Raw genomic sequence first — 18,518 nt, forward strand, 5'->3', positions numbered from 1 at the left:
CTCTAGTACCCGCTCATCTTGGACAGAATTATCCGGTGGTCGTCCGGTGTGCCGAACAGTCCTCGGTTCACGGTGGCTCGGCGCAGGTGGAGGTGCAGGTCGTGCTCATAGGTCACACCGATGCCGCCGTGCATCTGCACGCAGTCCTGCATGAGCTCCACCGAGTGGTCGCCCACATACGACTTGGCCACGCTCACTATCCGAGCCTCGTTTTGGCCGGTGGCCACAGCATCGGCGGCACCGTCGACCGCGGCCTGAGAAGCCTCCGACCACAGCTTCATGTCGGCGAAACGGTGCTTGAGGGCCTGATACGACGCCAGAGGCCGGCCGAAGGAGTAGCGGTCAAAGGCGTACTCGATAGTGAACTCCAGCACCCTGGCCGCCGATCCGGCGTTGTCGGCGCATTGGAGAAGCTGCATTAGTAGGCATTGGCGGGCCACGTCGGCCTCGGCAGCCGCTCCCGGTGCCCCCACCAGGGCTTCGGGGCCGACGGCCACACCAACAAGGCCCACTTCGGCGAAGCGACGGCCCAAATCCAGCGACTCCTGGGGGTTGACGGTCACACCGGGAGCATCGGATGGCACCAAGAATTGGGCCAAACCGTCGGCGGTGCGGGCGGTGACCAGCAAGTGGTGGGCCTGCGCGCCTGATTCCACTGCGGTCTTGGCGCCGGTCAGCACATAGCCGCCATTGGACGGCGCGGCCGCAGCCGCGACATGGCCGGCAGTCCAATCGCCACCCGGCTCGCAGAACGCCCAAGCCAGCACCACCTCACCGGCCATGACCCCCTCGAGCATCGCCTGCTGTTCAGGCGAGCCCGACCGGCCCAAGGTGTCGGCCACCACGTTGGTGGGCATGAACGGTCCCGGCGTCACACCCCGGCCCATCTCATCGGCCACGATGGTCAGATCCACAATGGGGCGACCGGAGATGCTGCCGCCGCCCAACGACTCGGGCACCATCAGCGATGTCCAACCCAACTCGGCCGCCGCCTGCCACCAGCTCTGCGGACAACCGTCGGGCAACTCGTGCCACTCCCGCACCACGCTGATCGGGACCTCAGCCTCGATGAACCGCCGGGCCGTTTCCCGGAAGAACTCCTGATCGTCGCTCAGATCGACTCTCACCGGGGCTATTCCACCACGACAACGCCAGCCGGTCACATTGAGCGGGCTATTGGGTCGTTGGCCCCGCAAATCGCCCGGTACGCTTGAACCGTCCGGGGCTGTAGCTCAGCTGGCTAGAGCACCTGCTTTGCAAGCAGGGGGTCGTGGGTTCGAGTCCCATCAGCTCCACTCTGTGGTATGTGAGATCTTGTCGCTCTGAAGTCTCTGTGGCCGTGATTGCATATTTGTTCCGTTAGCGGTATATTTTTGTTATGAGGATGATGGCAGTGGCCGAAGCCGCTAACGAACTCGGGGTAAGCGATCGGCGCATTCGCCAGATGCTGGCGGACGGCCGAATACCGGGCGAACGAACTGGCCGTTCTTGGGTGCTAGAAGAGCAAGCGGTTCGAGAGTTTGCCAAGAGCAGGTCGGGTGCAGGGCGCCCGTGGAAGCCATCATCTGCGTGGGATGTACTCGCGCTGGCCAACGGCAACAGGGTGCCAGGATCACCTATTGACAGGCACCGCGCCCAACAGCGCCTTGAGTTGGGGCTTGGATCGATCCTGGGACAGCTGGCAAACCGAGCCGAGCGCCATTGGTTCTATGCCCACCCCTCCGTACTGGAGGCAATACTGGAGCACCCAGGGTTTGTCTCCTCCGGCATCAGCGCTCTCGCCCCTAGTCACATTGACTTGGTGGTCGCCGACCAGATCGAAGGCTATGTCCCTGAGTCGGAACTGGCTGGTCTGATCGATCAATTCGCGCTCGACAGCGAATCCGAAAGACCAAACGTCTTGCTAAGGGTTGCGAACGACAACTGTTGGCCCTTTGCTCCACTAGAGCGCCATGCACCCACCCCGGTCGTGGCAATCGACCTTCTCGACTCGGCCGACGAGCGGTCGCGCCGAGCCGGTAAAGACCTCTTGAATCGCTTGTGAGCAACTGGCCGACCCTCAAGCGGGAACCGGTCCAACTTCCGGTCTTTCCCGGACTTGATGAGCTTCTATGGCTCACCCTGATCGAGGTGGGCGGTGTGAGGCGGGGAGAATGGACGCTGATCGGCGGCCAGATGGTCTTGCTCCACGCCATAGAACACGGAATCCAGCCACCCCGCGTGTCCACAGACCTCGATGCCCTCGTCAATGCTCGCGTCGCCGCAGATAGCGTGCGCCGGTTTGTAAGAGAGCTCGAATCGCGTGGCTTCGAGCTCACCGGCACTTCACCCGAGGGCCTTGCCCATCGCTATGACCGCGATGGCGTGAGCATTGACGTATTGGCCCCGGAGGGACTTGGTCAGCGGTCTGACCTCACCACGACTCCACCTGGCCGCACCCTTCAAGTGCCAGGCGGCACACAGGCGCTGAAGCGAACCGAATTCGTGCCCGTCCAGATTCTCGACTCGACAGGTCTCGTGCCCAGACCCTCCTTGCTGGGAGCGATCATCTGCAAAGCAGAAGCCGTCGACGCCGACGACATGCCTGAGGCACAGCGGACGGATTTGGCCCTGCTATTGAGCATGGTTGACCAGCCTCTCATGTTGGCCAACGAGCTAACCCCAAAGGACAGAACCCGGATCCGCAGGAGAGCGGAGATGAGCGATCCGGATCAACTCGCATGGCGCGCCCTTGATGCCGAGGGCGCTAGCCGTGGTCGAGCCGCCTACCGTCTCCTATCCCGCTAGCTGCCTATCTCTGCCGAACCAGGAGCTTCCGATACTCCGCCTTCGAGAGTGCAGATAGGCACTTGTGGAAGGATTCCCCTAATGCTCGACAGCCATCACGCCCAGGGGTTCTTCATCGGCTTCGAGCAGTACGACGGCTTCAAGAACCCCCTGCTCCGCGACGGCCATCTGGTGGCCTGATGGCCGACGGTGCCTATACCCCTCACCCCTGGAACCGGGACTTCGCCTGGCAGCCAGCCACCTCGTCGCCTGCTTTCCTGTCGGCGGGCCAAACCGACCAGTTCAACCGTCAAGGGTTCTTCGTGATGGAAGACCTGCTCGATGCCGACACCATCGCCACCGTCGTCGCGGAGATCGATGCCATAGAGGCCGAGACCGAGGCCGGGCTGCGCCAGATCGAGGGCGAGCGGCTGATGATCGCCGAGGCTGGGGCCATCACCTTCACCCCCCACCTGGTGGCCCGCTCGAACCTCCTGCGCCAAGTGGCCGCCGATCCCCGGATCGCGGCGGTGTGCACCGACCTGGTGGGCCCCGACGTGAACCTGTACTGGGATCAGGCGGTGTACAAGAAGCCCGAGAAACCCCGCCGGTTCCCCTGGCACCAGGACAACGGCTACACCTTCATCGAGCCCCAGCAATATCTAACCGTTTGGCTGGCCCTCACCGACACCACCGTGGAGAACGGCTGTCCGTGGGTGGCCCCCGGCGTCCACCTCCACGGCACGCTGGCCCATGCCTACGTCGATCCCCTGGGCTTTGAGTGCTTCGAGCAGTGCGAGAGCGCGGTAGCCGCCCCGGTGCCCGCAGGAGGTGCGGCGGTGTTCTCGTCGCTCACCCCCCATCTGACCGGGCCGAATACCACCGACGAGGCGCGCAGGGCCTACATCCTCCAGTACGCCCCCGCGGAGGCCGAGTTGCTCACCGGCGACCCGGCCCAGGGACCGCCCACCGGCCGGGTACCCTGCAACGCTCCCGAGCGGCAGTACCCAGTGGCCCGGTCAGGGAGACCGGTAACTCCCGACCGAATATGATGCTCTGAGCCGGGACGGCCTATCCGCCCCCGGTGCCCATCAGGGGCACACAGAGGGGGAACCCCATGAAGACCAAGACGATGCGCTGGTTGATCGCCATGCTCGTAGCGCTGTCGATGATCGCCGCGGCCTGCGGTGGCAACGACGACGATGGCGCCGGCGAACCGGCGGCACCGGCCACCGAAGCCCCGTCCGCGCCCGAAGAACCTGACCCGGAACCGGAAGAGGATGAGCCCGAAGAGGCCGCCCCTGCTGAGCCCGAGCCGGAAGGGGCCCCCGAGGACGACGAGCCCGAGTTCGAACCGGCCCCCACCGCGGAGCCGGAGCCGGAGATTCCCCTGACCGCCACCTGGCGAGGGGTCACCGCCGAGACCATCACCATCGGTGTCACCTATCTCGACATCGATCAACTAGTCGAACTCGGCTTCTCGCCAGCCACCTGGGGCGACCAAGAGAAGGTCATCCAAGCCCTGGTGGACGACATCAACATCCGGGGAGGCATCAACGGCCGCCGGGTTGAGGTCATCATAGACAAATACAACCCCATCGGAGCCACCGAGGCCGAGGCCGCCTGTCTCCGTGTGACCGAGGACAATGAAGTATTCGCCGTGCTGTTCGGGTTCCTCGGCCCTGCTGAAGTGGCCAACACCTGCATCGTCGACCAACAGGAGACGATCCTGGTGGGCGGGACCATCACCGCCGATCGGCTGGCCCTAGCCCGAGCCCCATGGGTCAACGAGAGAGTCCCGCGTGAGCGCACCACCAGCGCGCTGTTCACCCTGCTCGACGAGGAGGGGATGCTCCAAGGACGCTCGATCGCCATTGTGGCCGACCTCCCCTCAGCCCCCCAGCTAGATGAGGTTGGCAAGCTGCTGCGGGATCATGGCGTCGAGCCGGTTCTCGAAATTGCCACTTCCTCCAACGTTGCCGACCTCATTGCCCAGAACCAAGAGTGGGCCGCACTGTCGGAGCGCATCAAGGCAGCCGGCACCGACACCCTCCTGCTCGTCGGCAACGCGTCAGCCGGTATTGAAAACGCTGCTATCAACGGCCTCGACGTAGACATCTGGGCAACCGACGCTTCCGGGTTGGGCGCCAACCTGGGTGGCAACGTCGAACCTGAGTCCGCTAGGGGCGTGATAACCGTGTCGGCCATGACCGGGGCCCAGACATACGAATCCGATCCGAGGATGCAGGAATGCACGGACGCATTTGCCGCCGCCCACCCCGATGTCGAGGTCAAGCATCCCGACGCCTTGGAGGAAGGCGAGCCGCTGTGGTTCACCGCCCTGTCCGGCCACTGTCGGTTCTTCCAGATCTTTGAGTATCTGGCCACCGAAGCCGGTCCCAACCTGACCCATGAGACCTTCGCTGAGGCCATTGCCAATGCAGGCCAGTTCTCCGTCGCCAGTCAGCCCTACGCCTCGTTCGGACCGGGCAAGTACTCCAGCAACGACTCCTTCCAGCTCGTAGCCCAAGATCCCGATCTGGGCGCTAGGGGCCTGTTGGTTCCCATCGGCCCTTTGCGAGACGCCACTCCCTGATCCGAAAGGAACTGTTCATGTCCGTCTTCGACGACGTCATCCCCACTCTCATAACCGCCACGCCCGCCGTGGGCCGTGAGCTGGCCATCATGATTGCCCGCAAGACCATCGCCTCCATCCAGACCGATGCCGACGTGCGAGCAAGCCTGCGCGATGACTACGCCCGCGATACCGCTCAACTCATCAGCTCGGCCCACGTCGTGGCCGTTGAGTTCCAGACCATCGCCGCCGCCAACAACTACTGGCGCTAGCCGACAACCGAACTGACTAGTTCCCTTTAACGGAGGATACGGTTGCGGCCATGAGCGACGCTGTTTCCGCATCCCATCCGCTGGCTGAGGCCTTCGCTTCGGGTCGACCCGCGCTGGGCGCCTGGGCGGGGCTGCCCACGGCCATGGGCTGCGAGATCATGTCTAGAGCCGGTTTCGACTATGTGTGCATCGACATGCAGCACGGCCTGGCCGACTACTCCGACGCGCTGCCCATGCTGGCGGCTATCGACCTGGGCTCATCGACCCCGGTGGTGCGGGTGCCGTGGAACGAGCAGGGCATCATCGGCCGGATGCTCGACGCCGGGGCCATGGGCATCATCATCCCCATGGTCAACAGCCGGGCCGAGGCTGAGGCCGCGGTGCGGTCGTGCCGCTACGCCCCTGAAGGGTCACGCAGCTTCGGCCCCACCCGGGTGGCGCTGCGCGACGGAGCGGGCTACTTCGCCGGCGCCAACCAGGCGGTGAAGTGCATTCCCATGGTGGAGACCATCGCCGCGCTGGAGAACCTGGACGACATCATGTCCACGCCGGGGGTGGACGCCGTCTACGTCGGACCGGCCGACATGTCGGTAAGCCTGGGCCTGCCCCCCGGCAACAACGACGGCGAATCCTCCTTCGACGACGCCCTGGCCGCCATCGTGGCCGCCTGCGATCGCCACGGCGTGGTCCCCGGCATCCACTCCACCCCCACGCTGGCCCCCACCCGGGTGGCCCAAGGATTCCGCCTGGTCACCGTCACCGCCGACAACGCCGCCCTAACCTCCGGCATCACCGCCCACCGCCAATCCGTCCTAGACGCCCTCAGCGGCAATACCCCCGCGAGCAGCGAGGCAGGCGGAGAATCCCTGTACTGAGCCTCAACTTCGGTCAGTTCCCTTGCGGCCCGCAGCATGACATATTGATATATTCTTCATATCATAGTTTGATATCTTTATAGTCATGCCATCGAGTATCTTTGCCACACCCGAACCGGAAGATACCGACCTGCTGGTAATCGATGAGATCGAGCGCTTGCGGCACGAGCTCTCCCAATACGTTCGGCACAAGCCCCGAAGGTGGGCAGGCCATCTAAGGAGAATGAGCCTGGCCCGGGCAGTCAGAGGCTCTAACTGGATCGAGGGTTACCGAGCGTCATTGGATGACGTGCTGGATGCCATCGAAGGAGAAGAACCGCTGGACACCTCCGAGGAAACCAGGCTGGCATTGACCGGCTACCGGGACGCCATGACCTACGTGCTCCAGCTTGCCGAAGCCGAGACCATCGTCGATCAATCCCTCTTGAAGTCGCTCCACTTCATGATGACCAAGCATGATCTGCGCGCCCGGCCCGGCCTATACAGAAAAGGAGATGTCTGGGTGTCCGACGAAAATGGGACCCGCGTCTACGACGCGCCCGACGCAGCCCTGGTCGAACCACTCATAGGCGAGCTTGTCGAATCCCTCCAAGGGGACGGGCCTGTGCCTGTCATATTCCGGGCCGCGATGGCTCATCTCAACCTGGTGATGATCCACCCCTTCCGCGACGGGAACGGACGCATGGCTAGAGCCCTGCAAACAATGGTGCTCTCAGGCGAGGGCATCGTCTCCCCTGTCTTCTCGTCAGTGGAGGAATATCTGGGGCGAAACACCGACGACTACTACGCGATTCTCTCCGAAGTCGGCCAGGGAAGTTGGCACCCGGAGAACTCGGCCCGGCCGTGGATTCGATTCATGCTCAGAGCCCACTATCGACAGGCGTGGACAATGCAGAGGCGGATTCATGAAACCGAGCACCTGTACGACAGCATCACCCAACTCGTCCACCGCAACAGCCTTCCGAATCGGGTCACCGGCGCACTGGCCGATGCAGCCCGAGGCCGCCGATTGCGCCGGTCGATCTACACGCACCTCGTGGAGCTGACCGAAGGCGACGCGATCTCCGACCTCTCCGCCAGCCGAGACTTGAAGGCCATGGTCGACGCCGGAGTCCTCGAACCAAAGGGAGCGGGACGGGGGCGCATCTACCACGGCTCCGATGAGCTACGCAGCCTATGGCTCGACGTCCGAGCCAACCGGCCGGCAAGAGCCGACGATGATCCCTACGTCACACTCCCCCAGCGGCCCTTGCCAGGAATCTCGGGCTGATCTACACAACCCACTGAAGAAGCCAACAGCATTTGACGGAAAGGAACTGTCGTCGGCCAATGAACGCGTTTCAGTCAAATATCGCCACCACGATCATGATGGTCAGCAGCAGCGTGAAGAAGTTGATGATGATGCCCGGAACCACAATGACGTCACTGGGGGCGGGTATTCTCTGAATATGGCTGGTCAGATGGCTCCGGTGCCTTCAGTAGACGGGGATGAGGCACTGGCTGTGCTGCTTGATGAAGGGGTGGTTTGGGGGGATTCCAGCGAGTGGCTGCCGAGGTTGCCGAATGGGTCGGTGGACCTCTTTTTCATGTCGCCGCCCTATGCCGATGCTCGGGCGTATTCCAAGATCAGCCCGGACAGGTATGTGGAGTGGTTCCTGCCCTTTGCCGATGCCATGCTTCGGGCCGCCACGGACACCGGTTCGTTCGTGCTCAACATCAAAAACCGGGTGGCCAAGTCGGGGCCGCTGCGGGGCCAGCGACATCCGTACGTGTACCAACTGGTGATCGCTCTGCAAGACATGGGGTGGCGGTGGACGGAGACGTACATCTGGGGCAAGCCCAATGCCATCCCTGGTCGGTTCGGACCACGGACCAAGGACGCGTTCGAGTACGTGTACCACTTCACAAAGGGACCAAATCCGTACTTCGACTTGGATGCTGTACGTGTCCCGTATCGAGCAGATGAAGCTGAGATCAAACGGCGGCTCAAAGACACCAATGGCCGTCGGAACACTGATGCCGGATTCGGCCGGGACCGCACCCGCACCTACGGCCGAGGCGGTGCCGACCCTGGGAATGTGATCAACGTGGGCCAGACCTACAACCAGCACAAGGGCCCTGCCGGACAGCACACCGCAGTCATGCCCGAAGGTTTGGCTGAGTTCTTTGTGAAGGCAGCCTGCCCACCTGAAGGAATCGTCATCGACCCATTTGCCGGGTCGGGGACCACGGTTACTGTTTCCCGCCGACATGGGCGCCACTCCGGTGGGATTGAACTGCATGCCGAGTATGCAGCGGTTGCCAAGGAGCGCCTGGCCAGCGACTTCGTCCAGGAGGAGTTGGGGCTGCTCCGTGTCGCTAACTGAGCCTGAGCACAACCTTCTCGCCAGTGCTGGTACCACTCCCAGCCCCACAACTCGTCGTCAAGCGGTAGCTGTTCTGCTGCGGCTATCAGAATCTGCTAGGGATGAGGCCGCCAAAGATCGAGGTTTGCTGCCTTGTGCAGTAGTTGACGGCAAGGGTTGGTCAGAGCGTCCGAACGCCCTCGTGGACATCGTGATTGCCACCGATGGCCGCACCTATTCCTTGTCCACACTCCCTCACCTTCTTGACATTCCTGAGATCATTGACCTCATGCCTTCTTAGGACGCGGTCTGCCCATTGGTCGGCTAGCGGTAGCGGCGGATTATGGAGGTGGTGTCTAGGCGGTTCTCGCCGGCGGCCGCGGTGGCTTCGGTGTAGCGGCGGCAGAGTTCTACTAGGGGGATGGGGGCGCTGAGTTCGGCGGCGGCGTCGGCTACCAGGCCCAGATCCTTGTTCATCCAGTCGATGGCGAAGCCGAAGTCGAACTCGTCGGCCACCATGGTGTGGCCTCGGTTCTGGAGATACCACGAACCGGCCGCCCCCTTGGTGACGGCGGCCAGCACCTTCTCCATGTCGAGCCCGGCCCGCTCGCCGAAGGCCAGCGCCTCGGCCGCCCCCTGCACGGCGCCGGCGCAGAGGATCTGGTTGACCATCTTGGTGAGCTGGCCGCTGCCGGCCGGTCCCAAAAGGGTGACCGCCGACGAATAGGCGTCGATCACAGGGCGGGCGGCATCGAAGTGCTCAAGCTCACCGCCGCACATCACTGTCAGCACGCCGTTCTCGGCCCCAGCCTGGCCCCCGGAGATGGGGGCGTCCAGCCAGCCGATCCCCCGGCCGGCACACACCTCGGCCAGCTCCCGGGCCACGTCGGCCGACGCGGTGGTGTGGTCCACCAGCACCGAACCGGCGGCCATGGTGCTCAGAACGCCGTCGTCGCCCAGCACCACCGCCCTCAGGTCGTCGTCGGCGCCCACGCAGGTGAACACGAACTCGGCCCCGGCGGCCGCCTCTGCCGGGGTGGGGGCCACCTCCCCGTCGTGGGCCTCCCCCCAGCGCTCGGCCACTGCCGCCGTCCGGTTGAACACCCGCACCTCGTGGCCGGCAGCCGCCAGGTGCCCGGCCATAGGGAAGCCCATGTTGCCCAGTCCGATAAATGCACAAATGCTCACGTCGGCCACGATATCCACCCGCTCGGCCCCAGCCCCGGTGGGCGGGGGACGAGGGCGGGGGCATAACATCAGAGGTGATGAGCGACAACGGCTTCGACGTTTTCTCTGCCGACTCCCATGTGATCGAACCCCACGACCTGTGGCAGATATACACGGTGGAGGCCTACCGGGATCGGGCCCCCCGGCTGGTCCACGAGCCCACCACCGATCGCCTGGTGTGCGACCAGGCCCGGCTGCCCCCGGTGGGGCTTTTGGCCGGGTGCATGCGCACCGACGACAACGTGCGGGTCAAGGGCCGATGGGACGAGGACGTGCCCGATGTGGGTTGGGATCCCGCGGTCCGCATGGAGGCGCTGCGCACCGACGGGGTGACCGGCGAGGTGCTGTACCCCACCATCGCCATGCAGATGTACCCCATCCAAGACGTGGAGTTCCAGTGGGCCCTGTTCGAGGCCTACAACACCTGGATCGGGGAGTTCGTCAGCCAGATCCCCGACACGTTCGTGGGCATCGGCCTGCTGTCGCCGGTTGACTTGGAGCGGGCCGCCAAAGAGATCAAGCGCTGTCGCGGCATCGGACTCAAAGGGGTGATGATCCCGGTGGTCAACGGCGAGGACAACCCCTACCAAGACCCGTCGTTCGACCCGCTGTGGGCCGCGGCGGTGGAGCACTCCATGCCGGTGAACCTGCATGCCGCCACCACCCGCGACCCCGACAAGTCCTGGGACCAGGGCACGTCCACCCGGTCGGTGCTGCAAACGGTGGACATCCAAGAGGTGGTGCTAGACCTCATCTTCGGCGGCGTGTTCGACCGGTTCCCCGAGCTCAAGATCGTGTCGGCCGAGAACGACGTGGGCTGGGCCGGCAACCTGCTGGAACGGGCCGACTACTGGTTCCACCGCAACGCCCAGCTCCTCAAGGACATGAACTGCCAGCACGAGCCTTCGCACTACTGGCGCAAGAACTTCCGGGTCACCTTCATGCGCGACCTCACCGGAGTGGCCGCCCGCGACATCATCGGCACCGAGACCATGATGTGGGGCAACGACTTCCCCCACCATGTGTCCACCTGGCCCCACAGCCAAGCGGTGATCGGCGAGCACTTCGCCGACGCGACCGATGATGTGCGCCACGCCATCGTGTCGGGCAACGTCCGCCGGCTCTACGACATCCAGACGTAGGAGGAAAGGGCCGATGACCAAGACCTGGACCGAAGAACATCCCGCCTTCCAGGTGGCCGCCTCCCGGCGCATCCTGGCCCGGGAGGGGTGCGAGAGCAGAGTGGCCGGCCATGTGTCGGTGCGCGATCCCGAGCGGGCCGACGCTTTTTGGGTGTCGCCGTTCGGATACTTCAGCGAGACGCTGCCCAGCGACGTGAACAGCTACGACATGGGCCTCAACCTGCTTGACGGCGACACCCCAGCCTCGCCGGCGGTGCGGTTCCACGCCGGGTTCTACGAGGCCCGGCCCGACGCCAACTCGGTGATCCACACCCACTCCCAGTATGTGGAGGTGCTGTCCACCACCGGCCAAGACGTGGGCCTGTACTCGGCCGACGCCTGCCTGTTCTACAAGGAGCAAGCCCACTACGCCGACAATGGCATCGACCAGCCGGTGGACGGCCCCAAGATGGCCGAGGCGCTGGGCGACCGGTCGGTGGTGCTCATCGGCAACCACGGGGCCTGCTTCGTATGCCCCTCGCTGGAGGAGGCCACCATCAAGGCCATCGCCTATGAGACCTCGGCCCGAGCCCACTACGAGGCCAAGGTGGTCGGTGGCCACGAGATGCCCGAGGCCGAGGCCGCCCGGTCCAAAAAGGCCTACCACAAGTACTTCATCCCCATGATGTGGGAGGCCAACTACCGGCGCCTGCGCCGCACCGACGCCGACTTGTTCGAGACTCTGGCCGGGTAAATGGCCGACGAGCCTAAGGCCCACCCGATGGACGGAATCGGGGTGGTCGATCTCATGTTGGGCGTGCCGTCGGACCGCGACGCCTGGTACGCCAACTTCCAGGGGCTGCTGAAGGACACCGAGAGCCGCAGCTTCGGCCACGGCGCTGCCTACATGTTCAAAGACCTGCCCCAGGTGGACGGCACGGTGGACTTCATCGCCTACCTGCTGGCCGAGATGGACCGCTGGGGCGTGGACAAAGGGCTGTTGCCGGTGAGCTTCGGCGACACCTGGGGCACCCGTGGGGTCGCCGAGCATCCCAACCGCCTCTACGGCAGCTACCTGGTGGACCCCAACCAGGGCGTGCAGGCGGTGCGAGACCTGCGCCGGGCGGTCGACGAACTGGGGGTGATCGCCGCGGCCTGCTTCCCCACCGGGCTGCACCCCCAAGTCAACATCAGCGACCCGCTGATGTACCCGATTTATGCGGCGTGCTGCGAACTGGAGATCCCCATGTGCATCAACGCCGGGGTGCCGGGACCACGGTTTCCGATGGGCCCCCAGCACGTCGAGCACCTCGACCGGGTGTGCTACGACTTCCCCGAGTTGGTATTGGTCGTCCGCCACGGGGCCGAGCCTTGGGAAGACCTCATGGTCAAGCTCATGTTGAAGTGGCCGGGGCTGCACTATTCGACTTCGGCGTTCGCTCCCAAGCACTACCCCGAAGCCATAGTCCGCTACGCCAACACTCGGGGGGCCGAAAAGGTGATGTATGCCGGGTACTTCCCCTCGGGTCTGTCGCTGGAGCGGATCATGACCGAGATGCGCAATGTGCCGTTCAGAGATCATGTGTGGCCCAATTTCCTCCGTGAGAACGCCCTGAGGGTGTTCAATATGGGTAATGAGCATGATTGAGCACATCTTCCGCCGGCGCGATCTGGGAGTGATCGACTCCATCATCGGAGCGGGCATCCTGGCCATAGCCGTGTTCGCCTGGGCCGAGCGATCGGCGGTGGTCGACGCCAATGCCGAGGGGCCCGACAACTGGAAGTGGCAGCTCTGGCAGATGGGCACCGTAGCGTTCTCCATCGTCGGCGTGTGGCTGCTGTGGCGCAACACCAGCAAGGTGCCCTGGGTGCGCACGGTGTGCCTATCGGCTTTGGCCACGGCGTACCTGCTCAACCACTACACCGATGTCTTCAAGCACAGCGGCAATATCTGGAACACCGCCAACCCGCTGTTCATCTCCTGCGCCACCGTGGCCATCTGCACCGGGTGGCGTCGGGTCATGGCCCAAAGACAGGGCATGGAACCGGCCAACCCGTTCGTCATGATCGCGGCCGTGATCGCCACCGGAATGGCCGTGGCGGTGTTCGTCAACGCCTACTTCGCCAACGATGAGGGCGCGTGGAACATCCTCGATCCCCTGATCATCCTGGCTCTTTTGGTCTGGGCCATCGGCGCCCGCCGCACCAATGTGGGTGACGCCATCTGAACCTATACGCTGCCTGAAACTCAGCCGCGACCAGGCGAAGGGAGCACGACGATGCCCGAGGTAGACGGCTATGTTCACGGCGATTTCAGCTGGGTAGATTTGTGCACCGAGGAGCCCGACAAGGCCAAGGCGTTCTACGCGGCGCTGTTCGGGCTGACCTTTCGTGATGAGACCGACGGGTCACAGGTCGTCTACACGCTGGGACTGAAGGGCGAGAAGCCGGTGCTGGGGCTGCTCGAGAAGCCTCAGCAGATGTGCGAGATGGGGATCCCCAACGTGTGGGAGACCTACATCTCTGTGGACAGCGCCGATGAGGCCCTGGCCATGGTGGGCCCCGCCGGGGGCACGCCGATGGGACCGGTGATGGAGCCGTCGGGCGCCGGCAGGATGGTGGTGGTGGCCGACCCCACCGGCGCCGTGGCGATTCTGTGGGAAGCGCTGGGCCAAGACGGCGCCGAGCTGAAGAGCGAGCACGGCACCCTGTGCTGGAACCAACTCCTCACCTCCGATGTCGACAAGGCCCTGGCCTTCTACTCCGAGCTGCTGGGCTGGACCCCGATACCCCTTGACATGGAGGGTTCGGTGGGCATCTCGCACAACGGCGAGATGATCGGCAGCGCCGGCCCCCTGCCAATGGAGGGCATCCCTCCCCACTGGGCGGTGTACTTCGCGGTGGACGACTGCGACGCCACCGCGGCACAGTGCGGTGAGCTGGGCGGGCAGGTAATCGTCCCACCCATGGACACCCCGCCGGGGCGCATGGCGCAGCTCATGGACGACACCGGCGCCATGTTCTGGGTCATCACCCTCAACCCCGACTTCTCGATGGACTGAGCCAGCAGAAAGAGCACAATCCGATGACCGACGAGACGGCGAGCAGGCCTGAGCCCTATGAGGGATGGGAGGGGCGGGCGGGCCGCACGGTGGCCGGCTCCGATCCGTGGTGGCCTGAGGCGGTGCGGGCGCCCGAGGGCGCGCCCAACATCGTGGTGGTGCTGGTGGACGACCTGGGCTTCGCCGACTTGGGCTGCTACGGCTCGGAGATCGACACCCCCCACATCGACAAGATGGCGGCCGAGGGGCTGCGCTACCTCAACTTCCACGTCAATCCCATGTGCTCGCCCACCCGGGCGTCGCTGCTCACCGGGCTCAACCACCACGATGTGGGGGTGGGCCATGTGTGCCACTCCGACCCCGGCTACCCCGGCTACACCTCCGAGCTCACCGAGCACTGCGCCACGTTGGCCGAGATCCTGAGGGCAGGGGGCTACGCCACCTTGATGGTGGGCAAGTGGCATCTGTGCAAAGACTCCAACCTGGTGGGCCCCCGCCACTCGTGGCCCCTTCAGCGGGGCTTCGACCACTACTACGGCTTCCTCGACGGGTTCACCAACTTCCACCACCCCCACCGGCTGATCCGAGACAACAGCGTGGTGCGCACCGACCAATACCCCGACGACTACTACTTCACCGACGACATCACCGACGAGGCCATCTCCATGGTGCGCGAGCAGAAGGCGGCCCGGCCCGACCAGCCGTTCTTCTTGTACCTGTCGCACGGGGCAGTTCATGCCCCGCTCCAGGCCAAGCAGGCCGACATCGACAAGTACCGGGGGGCCTACAACGCCGGCTGGGACGAGATCCGCCATCGCCGCTACCGCCGCCAGATTGAGCTGGGCATCATCGACGCCGACACCGCGCTGCCGCCCCGCAACTCCGAGGAGCGCAACGACGTCACCCCGTGGGACGAGCTGTCCACCACGCAGCAGGAGGTGTTCGCCCGCTACATGGAGGTGTTCGCCGCCATGGTGGACAACGTCGACCAGAACCTCGGGCGGCTTCGAGATGCCCTGGAGGAGTTGGGCGAGTGGGACAACACGCTGGTGCTGTTCACCTCCGACAACGGGGCGTCCCGCGAGGGCGAGGACACCGGCTGCTCGCAGTACTTCGAGGTGCTGTCGCCCACCCCCGGCGACATCGACGTTGACCACGCCCGCCTTGATCAGCTGGGCGGCCCCCAGACCCTGGCCCACTATCCCCGGGGCTGGGCCATGGCCGGAAACACGCCCCTGCGGCTGTACAAGTGCAACACCCACGCCGGGGGGCACCAGGTGGCCATGATCTCGTCGTGGCCCCAGCGCATCGCCGACCCCGGCGGGTTCCGCCGCCAGTACCTGCACATCACCGACGTGCTGCCCACCGTGCTCGACATCGTGGGGCTCAACGCTCCCACCGAGCGCAACGGCCAGCCGCTCAAGGGTCCGCTGGTGGGGGCCAGCTTCGCCCCCACGTTCGTCGACGGCGATGCCCCCGAGCACCACACCGAGCAGTACTACGAGCAGATCGGCCACCGGGGGTTCTACCGCGACGGCTGGGAGGCGGTCACTCTGCACCTGCCGATGACCCCGTTCGGCGACCACGAGTGGGAGGTGTACAACCTGGCCGACGACCCCACCGAGACGGTGGATCTGTCGGAAGCTGAGCCCGAGCGGCGCCAAGAGCTGATCGACGCCTGGGAGGAGGCTGCCCACCGCTATCAGGTGTACCCCCTCGATGAGGGCTCGATGCTCAAGTTCGTGCAGCGGCCTGAGTCGGAAGCGGTGTATGAGACGCCAGTGCGGATCACGCCGGGCACCGACACGCTGGAGCGCTACCGGAGCATGAAGATGATCCAGGCCCGGTCGTTCGCTGTGGACGTCGAGTTCGACTACGCCTCAGGCGACCAGGGGATGCTGGTGGCCCACGGCGATCAGGGCGGCGGCTACGCCTGCTACATCGAGGGTGGCGAGGTGGTCTACGTCCACAACGGCTACGGCCACATGCGGCTGCTCAACGGTGGCCAACTGGCCGAGGGCCGGCGCAGCGTGCAACTCGCCTTCACCATCACCGATGGGTTCGCCTGGGATCTGCGGATGCTGGTGGACGGCGTCGAAGTAGCCGCGGACGAGAACTTCACCGGCATGTGGACCATGGCCCCCTTCGAGGGCATCGACGTGGGCATCGACCGCCGCTCCCCCGTCTCCTGGGACATCTACCAGCGCCACGGCCCCTTCCCCTACACCAACACCATCGACTCCGTCACCTACACCCCCGGCGAACAAGGCCGCATGGCCTCGGTACACACCACCCAAATCCTCAAACAAATGGGCTCCCGCTTCGAATGATGGGATTGCTATAAAATATATTGAAATTTCCAAGACGTGGCGGCAGACTGACAGACGATATTTCAGTTCACGGCATTGGAGATAATGTGCTACAAATAGCACAATGGATTCGATTGGGATTCGGGAGCTGCGGCAACGAGCCAGCGAGTACTTGCGCCGGGTCGAAGCCGGGGAGACATTCCAGGTGACAGATCATGGTCGGCCGGTGGCGCTGTTGGGTCCAATCCCAGACGTCTCTCCGTTGGAGCGACTGAGAGCCTCAGGTGAGGTCGATTCTGCCGTGCATGAGGGCCCATTCCCAGACCCCATTGAACCTGATCCTGGTGCAGAGCTACCGTCAGCGGTTCTATCCAGGCTTCGCGCTGACGAGAGATGAGCTCACAACCAGCGACCTATCTAGACTCATCGGCCATCGTCAAGCTTGTCATCGACGAACCAGAGTCGGCTGCCTTGCAACAGTTCCTCCACCAACAGAAGCCATTGGTCTCCAGCGCCCTGGCCCGAGCCGAGGTATCACGGGCGGTTCTGGCATTCGGCCCCGCGGCACTAGCGGCCGCACAGGAGGTTGAATCACGCCGGGTTTGGTAGAGACTGTTTTTGTTGGGTCACGGCCGGGGTGGCTGTGGTGTTGTTATGGTAGGCGGTTTCGTGGTCGGCGGGGGTGGTGTAGGTGTATCGGCCTTTGAGGAGTTGGCTGTGGCTGCGTCGGTTGTTGTACCAGTCGATGTATTCGAGGGTGGCGAACTCGACGTCGCTTTGTCCCTGCCAGGGGCCGTGCGGGTAGATGAGTTCCCATTTGAACAGGCCGTTGAAGCTCTCGATCATGGCGTTGTCGTAGCTGTCGCCTTTGCTGCCGACCGAGGCGACGATGTCGTTGTCGTCGAGGCGCTGGCTGTAGCGGATCGACACATATTGCGATCCGCGGTCGCTGTGGTGGACGGCTTTGTCGATGCTGTGGCCGCAGCGCCGGCGGGCGGCGATGGCCATGTCCAAAGCGTCGAGCGCCAACTCGGTGCGCAAAGAGCGCGACGCCTGCCAGCCCAGGACCCGGCGGGAGTAGGCGTCGACGACGAACGCCATGTAGACCCAGCCGGAGCGGGTCCGCACCCAGGTGAGGTCAGCGAGCCACAGCCGATCCGGGGCGTCGGCGCCGAAGTCCCTGTTCACGATGTCCTCGGGCATCTCGCCGGCGGCGGGCGTGGTGGTGCGGGGCTTTTTGCCCCGGCGGGCGCCCGCCAGGCCCATCTGGCCCATCAGCCGCTCGACGGTGCAGCGGGCCACCCGCACGCCCTCGACGCGGTTTAGGTGGTCCCACACCTTGGCCGCGCCGTAGGCGCCGTAGTTCGCCTTGTGCGCCCTAGCGATCACCGGGCGCAGCCGGGCGTCGCGCAAAGCACGCTCCGACGGGGCCCGCTTTTTGGCCGCCCAGTAGGTGGACGGGGCGATCCCGACGCCGTGCTCTGTGAGCACCGCGCAGATCGGCTCGACCCCGAACCGGTGCCGGTAGGCGTCGATGAACGCCACTACAGCCTGGACTGGCGGTCGAGCTCCGCCCCGAAGAAAGCCGACGCCGCTTTCAATATCTCGTTAGCCCGGCGCAGCTCGCGGTTCTCGCGCTCGAGCTTTTGGAGCCGCCCGCGCTCCGCGGTCGTCACCCCCGGGCGCATCCCGCCGTCGACCTCCGCTCGGCGCACCTGATTGCGCACCGTCTCCGCCGACGGGCCCAGCTTGTCAGCGACCGAGCAGACCGCCTCCCACTGCGACCCGTGATGCCGCTCGTTGTCCAGCACCATCCGCACCGCCCGCTCACGCAACTCGGCGGGATATCTCCCATGATTTGGCATTGCTCCATCCTCTCAAGGAACAGAGCCTCCACAAAACACGGGGTGATTCAGGTGCTGGGGCGGATTGATCTCCTTCGAGTGAACAACCGGATTCTCGAAAT

The 18,518-nt window shown here is 64.6% G+C and carries 19 protein-coding genes, 1 tRNA gene and 1 other annotated feature; of the genes, 17 read left to right on the forward strand and 3 right to left on the reverse strand.

Translation table 11 applies throughout. From position 1 onward, the window contains the following. Positions 1-2 precede the first annotated feature (2 nt). Positions 3-1,127 (reverse strand): acyl-CoA dehydrogenase family protein, encoded by a 1,125-nt coding sequence (locus ACOGXA_RS13275; RefSeq protein ID WP_419924341.1) that lies wholly within the window; start codon positions 1,125-1,127, stop codon positions 3-5. Positions 1,128-1,221: 94 nt separating this feature from the next. Here ACOGXA_RS13275 and ACOGXA_RS13280 point away from each other — a divergent pair. From ACOGXA_RS13280 to ACOGXA_RS13320, 9 genes are all read left to right on the forward strand, one after another. Continuing rightward, positions 1,222-1,295: transfer RNA gene (locus ACOGXA_RS13280), tRNA-Ala, on the forward strand. A gap of 98 nt (positions 1,296-1,393) precedes the next feature. Next, entirely contained in the window at positions 1,394-2,044 is a 651-nt protein-coding gene (locus ACOGXA_RS13285; protein ID WP_419924342.1) for an excisionase family DNA-binding protein, read from the forward strand. Continuing rightward, positions 2,041-2,787, forward strand: a complete 747-nt coding sequence (locus tag ACOGXA_RS13290) for a hypothetical protein (RefSeq protein ID WP_419924343.1) — start codon at positions 2,041-2,043, stop codon at positions 2,785-2,787. Before ACOGXA_RS13285 ends, ACOGXA_RS13290 begins: the two co-directional genes overlap by 4 nt. Before the next feature lie 179 nt (positions 2,788-2,966). Next, positions 2,967-3,818, forward strand: a complete 852-nt coding sequence (locus ACOGXA_RS13295) for a phytanoyl-CoA dioxygenase family protein (RefSeq protein ID WP_419924344.1) — start codon at positions 2,967-2,969, stop codon at positions 3,816-3,818. A gap of 65 nt (positions 3,819-3,883) precedes the next feature. Continuing rightward, the gene (locus ACOGXA_RS13300) at positions 3,884-5,362 is read left to right on the forward strand and encodes an ABC transporter substrate-binding protein (RefSeq protein ID WP_419924345.1); all 1,479 of its coding nucleotides are present in this window, start codon (positions 3,884-3,886) and stop codon (positions 5,360-5,362) included. Between the two features lie 17 nt (positions 5,363-5,379). Further along, positions 5,380-5,613: a hexameric tyrosine-coordinated heme protein gene (locus tag ACOGXA_RS13305; protein WP_419924346.1), complete on the forward strand. Its 234-nt coding sequence runs from the start codon at positions 5,380-5,382 to the stop codon at positions 5,611-5,613. Positions 5,614-5,663: 50 nt separating this feature from the next. Then, positions 5,664-6,488, forward strand: a complete 825-nt coding sequence (locus ACOGXA_RS13310) for an HpcH/HpaI aldolase family protein (RefSeq protein WP_419924347.1) — start codon at positions 5,664-5,666, stop codon at positions 6,486-6,488. Between the two features lie 85 nt (positions 6,489-6,573). After that, complete coding sequence (locus ACOGXA_RS13315; RefSeq protein WP_419924348.1) at positions 6,574-7,758, forward strand: Fic family protein; 1,185 nt, start codon at positions 6,574-6,576, stop codon at positions 7,756-7,758. Between the two features lie 178 nt (positions 7,759-7,936). Next, entirely contained in the window at positions 7,937-8,854 is a 918-nt protein-coding gene (locus ACOGXA_RS13320; protein WP_419924349.1) for a DNA-methyltransferase, read from the forward strand. Positions 8,855-9,157: 303 nt separating this feature from the next. On the opposite strand, the gene ACOGXA_RS13325 is transcribed toward ACOGXA_RS13320, so the two are convergent. Beyond that, a complete protein-coding gene (locus ACOGXA_RS13325) occupies positions 9,158-10,021 on the reverse strand; it encodes an NAD(P)-dependent oxidoreductase (RefSeq protein WP_419924350.1) in 864 nt (287 codons plus the stop codon). A gap of 77 nt (positions 10,022-10,098) precedes the next feature. Here ACOGXA_RS13325 and ACOGXA_RS13330 point away from each other — a divergent pair, with 77 nt between their 5' ends. The 8 genes from ACOGXA_RS13330 to ACOGXA_RS13365 all read left to right on the forward strand — a co-directional run bounded on the left by ACOGXA_RS13330 (position 10,099) and on the right by ACOGXA_RS13365 (position 17,161). Continuing rightward, positions 10,099-11,202 carry an amidohydrolase family protein gene (locus ACOGXA_RS13330; RefSeq protein WP_419924351.1) on the forward strand — a complete coding sequence of 368 codons (1,104 nt, stop codon included), beginning with the start codon at positions 10,099-10,101 and terminating at the stop codon, positions 11,200-11,202. 13 nt (positions 11,203-11,215) lie between these two features. After that, positions 11,216-11,935, forward strand: a complete 720-nt coding sequence (locus ACOGXA_RS13335) for a class II aldolase/adducin family protein (RefSeq protein ID WP_419924352.1) — start codon at positions 11,216-11,218, stop codon at positions 11,933-11,935. After that, positions 11,936-12,829 (forward strand): amidohydrolase family protein, encoded by an 894-nt coding sequence (locus ACOGXA_RS13340; RefSeq protein ID WP_419924353.1) that lies wholly within the window; start codon positions 11,936-11,938, stop codon positions 12,827-12,829. It begins immediately after the preceding gene. After that, on the forward strand, positions 12,816-13,409 hold the full coding sequence (locus ACOGXA_RS13345) for a hypothetical protein (RefSeq protein WP_419924354.1): 594 nt from the start codon (positions 12,816-12,818) through the stop codon (positions 13,407-13,409). Before ACOGXA_RS13340 ends, ACOGXA_RS13345 begins: the two co-directional genes overlap by 14 nt. 51 nt (positions 13,410-13,460) lie before the next feature. Continuing rightward, positions 13,461-14,243: a VOC family protein gene (locus tag ACOGXA_RS13350; protein WP_419924355.1), complete on the forward strand. Its 783-nt coding sequence runs from the start codon at positions 13,461-13,463 to the stop codon at positions 14,241-14,243. 23 nt (positions 14,244-14,266) lie between these two features. After that, on the forward strand, positions 14,267-16,573 hold the full coding sequence (locus ACOGXA_RS13355) for an arylsulfatase (RefSeq protein WP_419924356.1): 2,307 nt from the start codon (positions 14,267-14,269) through the stop codon (positions 16,571-16,573). A 103-nt stretch (positions 16,574-16,676) separates the two neighbouring features. Beyond that, positions 16,677-16,949, forward strand: coding sequence for a type II toxin-antitoxin system Phd/YefM family antitoxin (locus ACOGXA_RS13360; protein ID WP_419924357.1), 273 nt, complete (start codon positions 16,677-16,679; stop codon positions 16,947-16,949). After that, positions 16,946-17,161, forward strand: coding sequence for a PIN domain-containing protein (locus ACOGXA_RS13365; RefSeq protein WP_419924358.1), 216 nt, complete (start codon positions 16,946-16,948; stop codon positions 17,159-17,161). Before ACOGXA_RS13360 ends, ACOGXA_RS13365 begins: the two co-directional genes overlap by 4 nt. Here ACOGXA_RS13365 and ACOGXA_RS13370 read toward each other — a convergent pair. Then, positions 17,144-18,417 (reverse strand): IS3 family transposase gene (locus ACOGXA_RS13370; protein WP_419924226.1). Its coding sequence is split into 2 segments (ribosomal slippage): positions 17,144-18,138 and positions 18,138-18,417, totalling 1,275 coding nucleotides; the frame shifts between segments, so codons are not numbered across the junction. The two genes, ACOGXA_RS13365 and ACOGXA_RS13370, sit on opposite strands and share 18 nt — an antisense overlap. Then, positions 18,011-18,139, reverse strand: a sequence feature (AL1L pseudoknot). Its footprint overlaps the gene before it by 129 nt. Positions 18,418-18,518 lie beyond the last annotated feature (101 nt).

It is taken from the genome of Candidatus Poriferisocius sp. (assembly GCF_965208475.1).
Classification (GTDB): domain Bacteria; phylum Actinomycetota; class Acidimicrobiia; order Acidimicrobiales; family Bin134; genus Poriferisocius.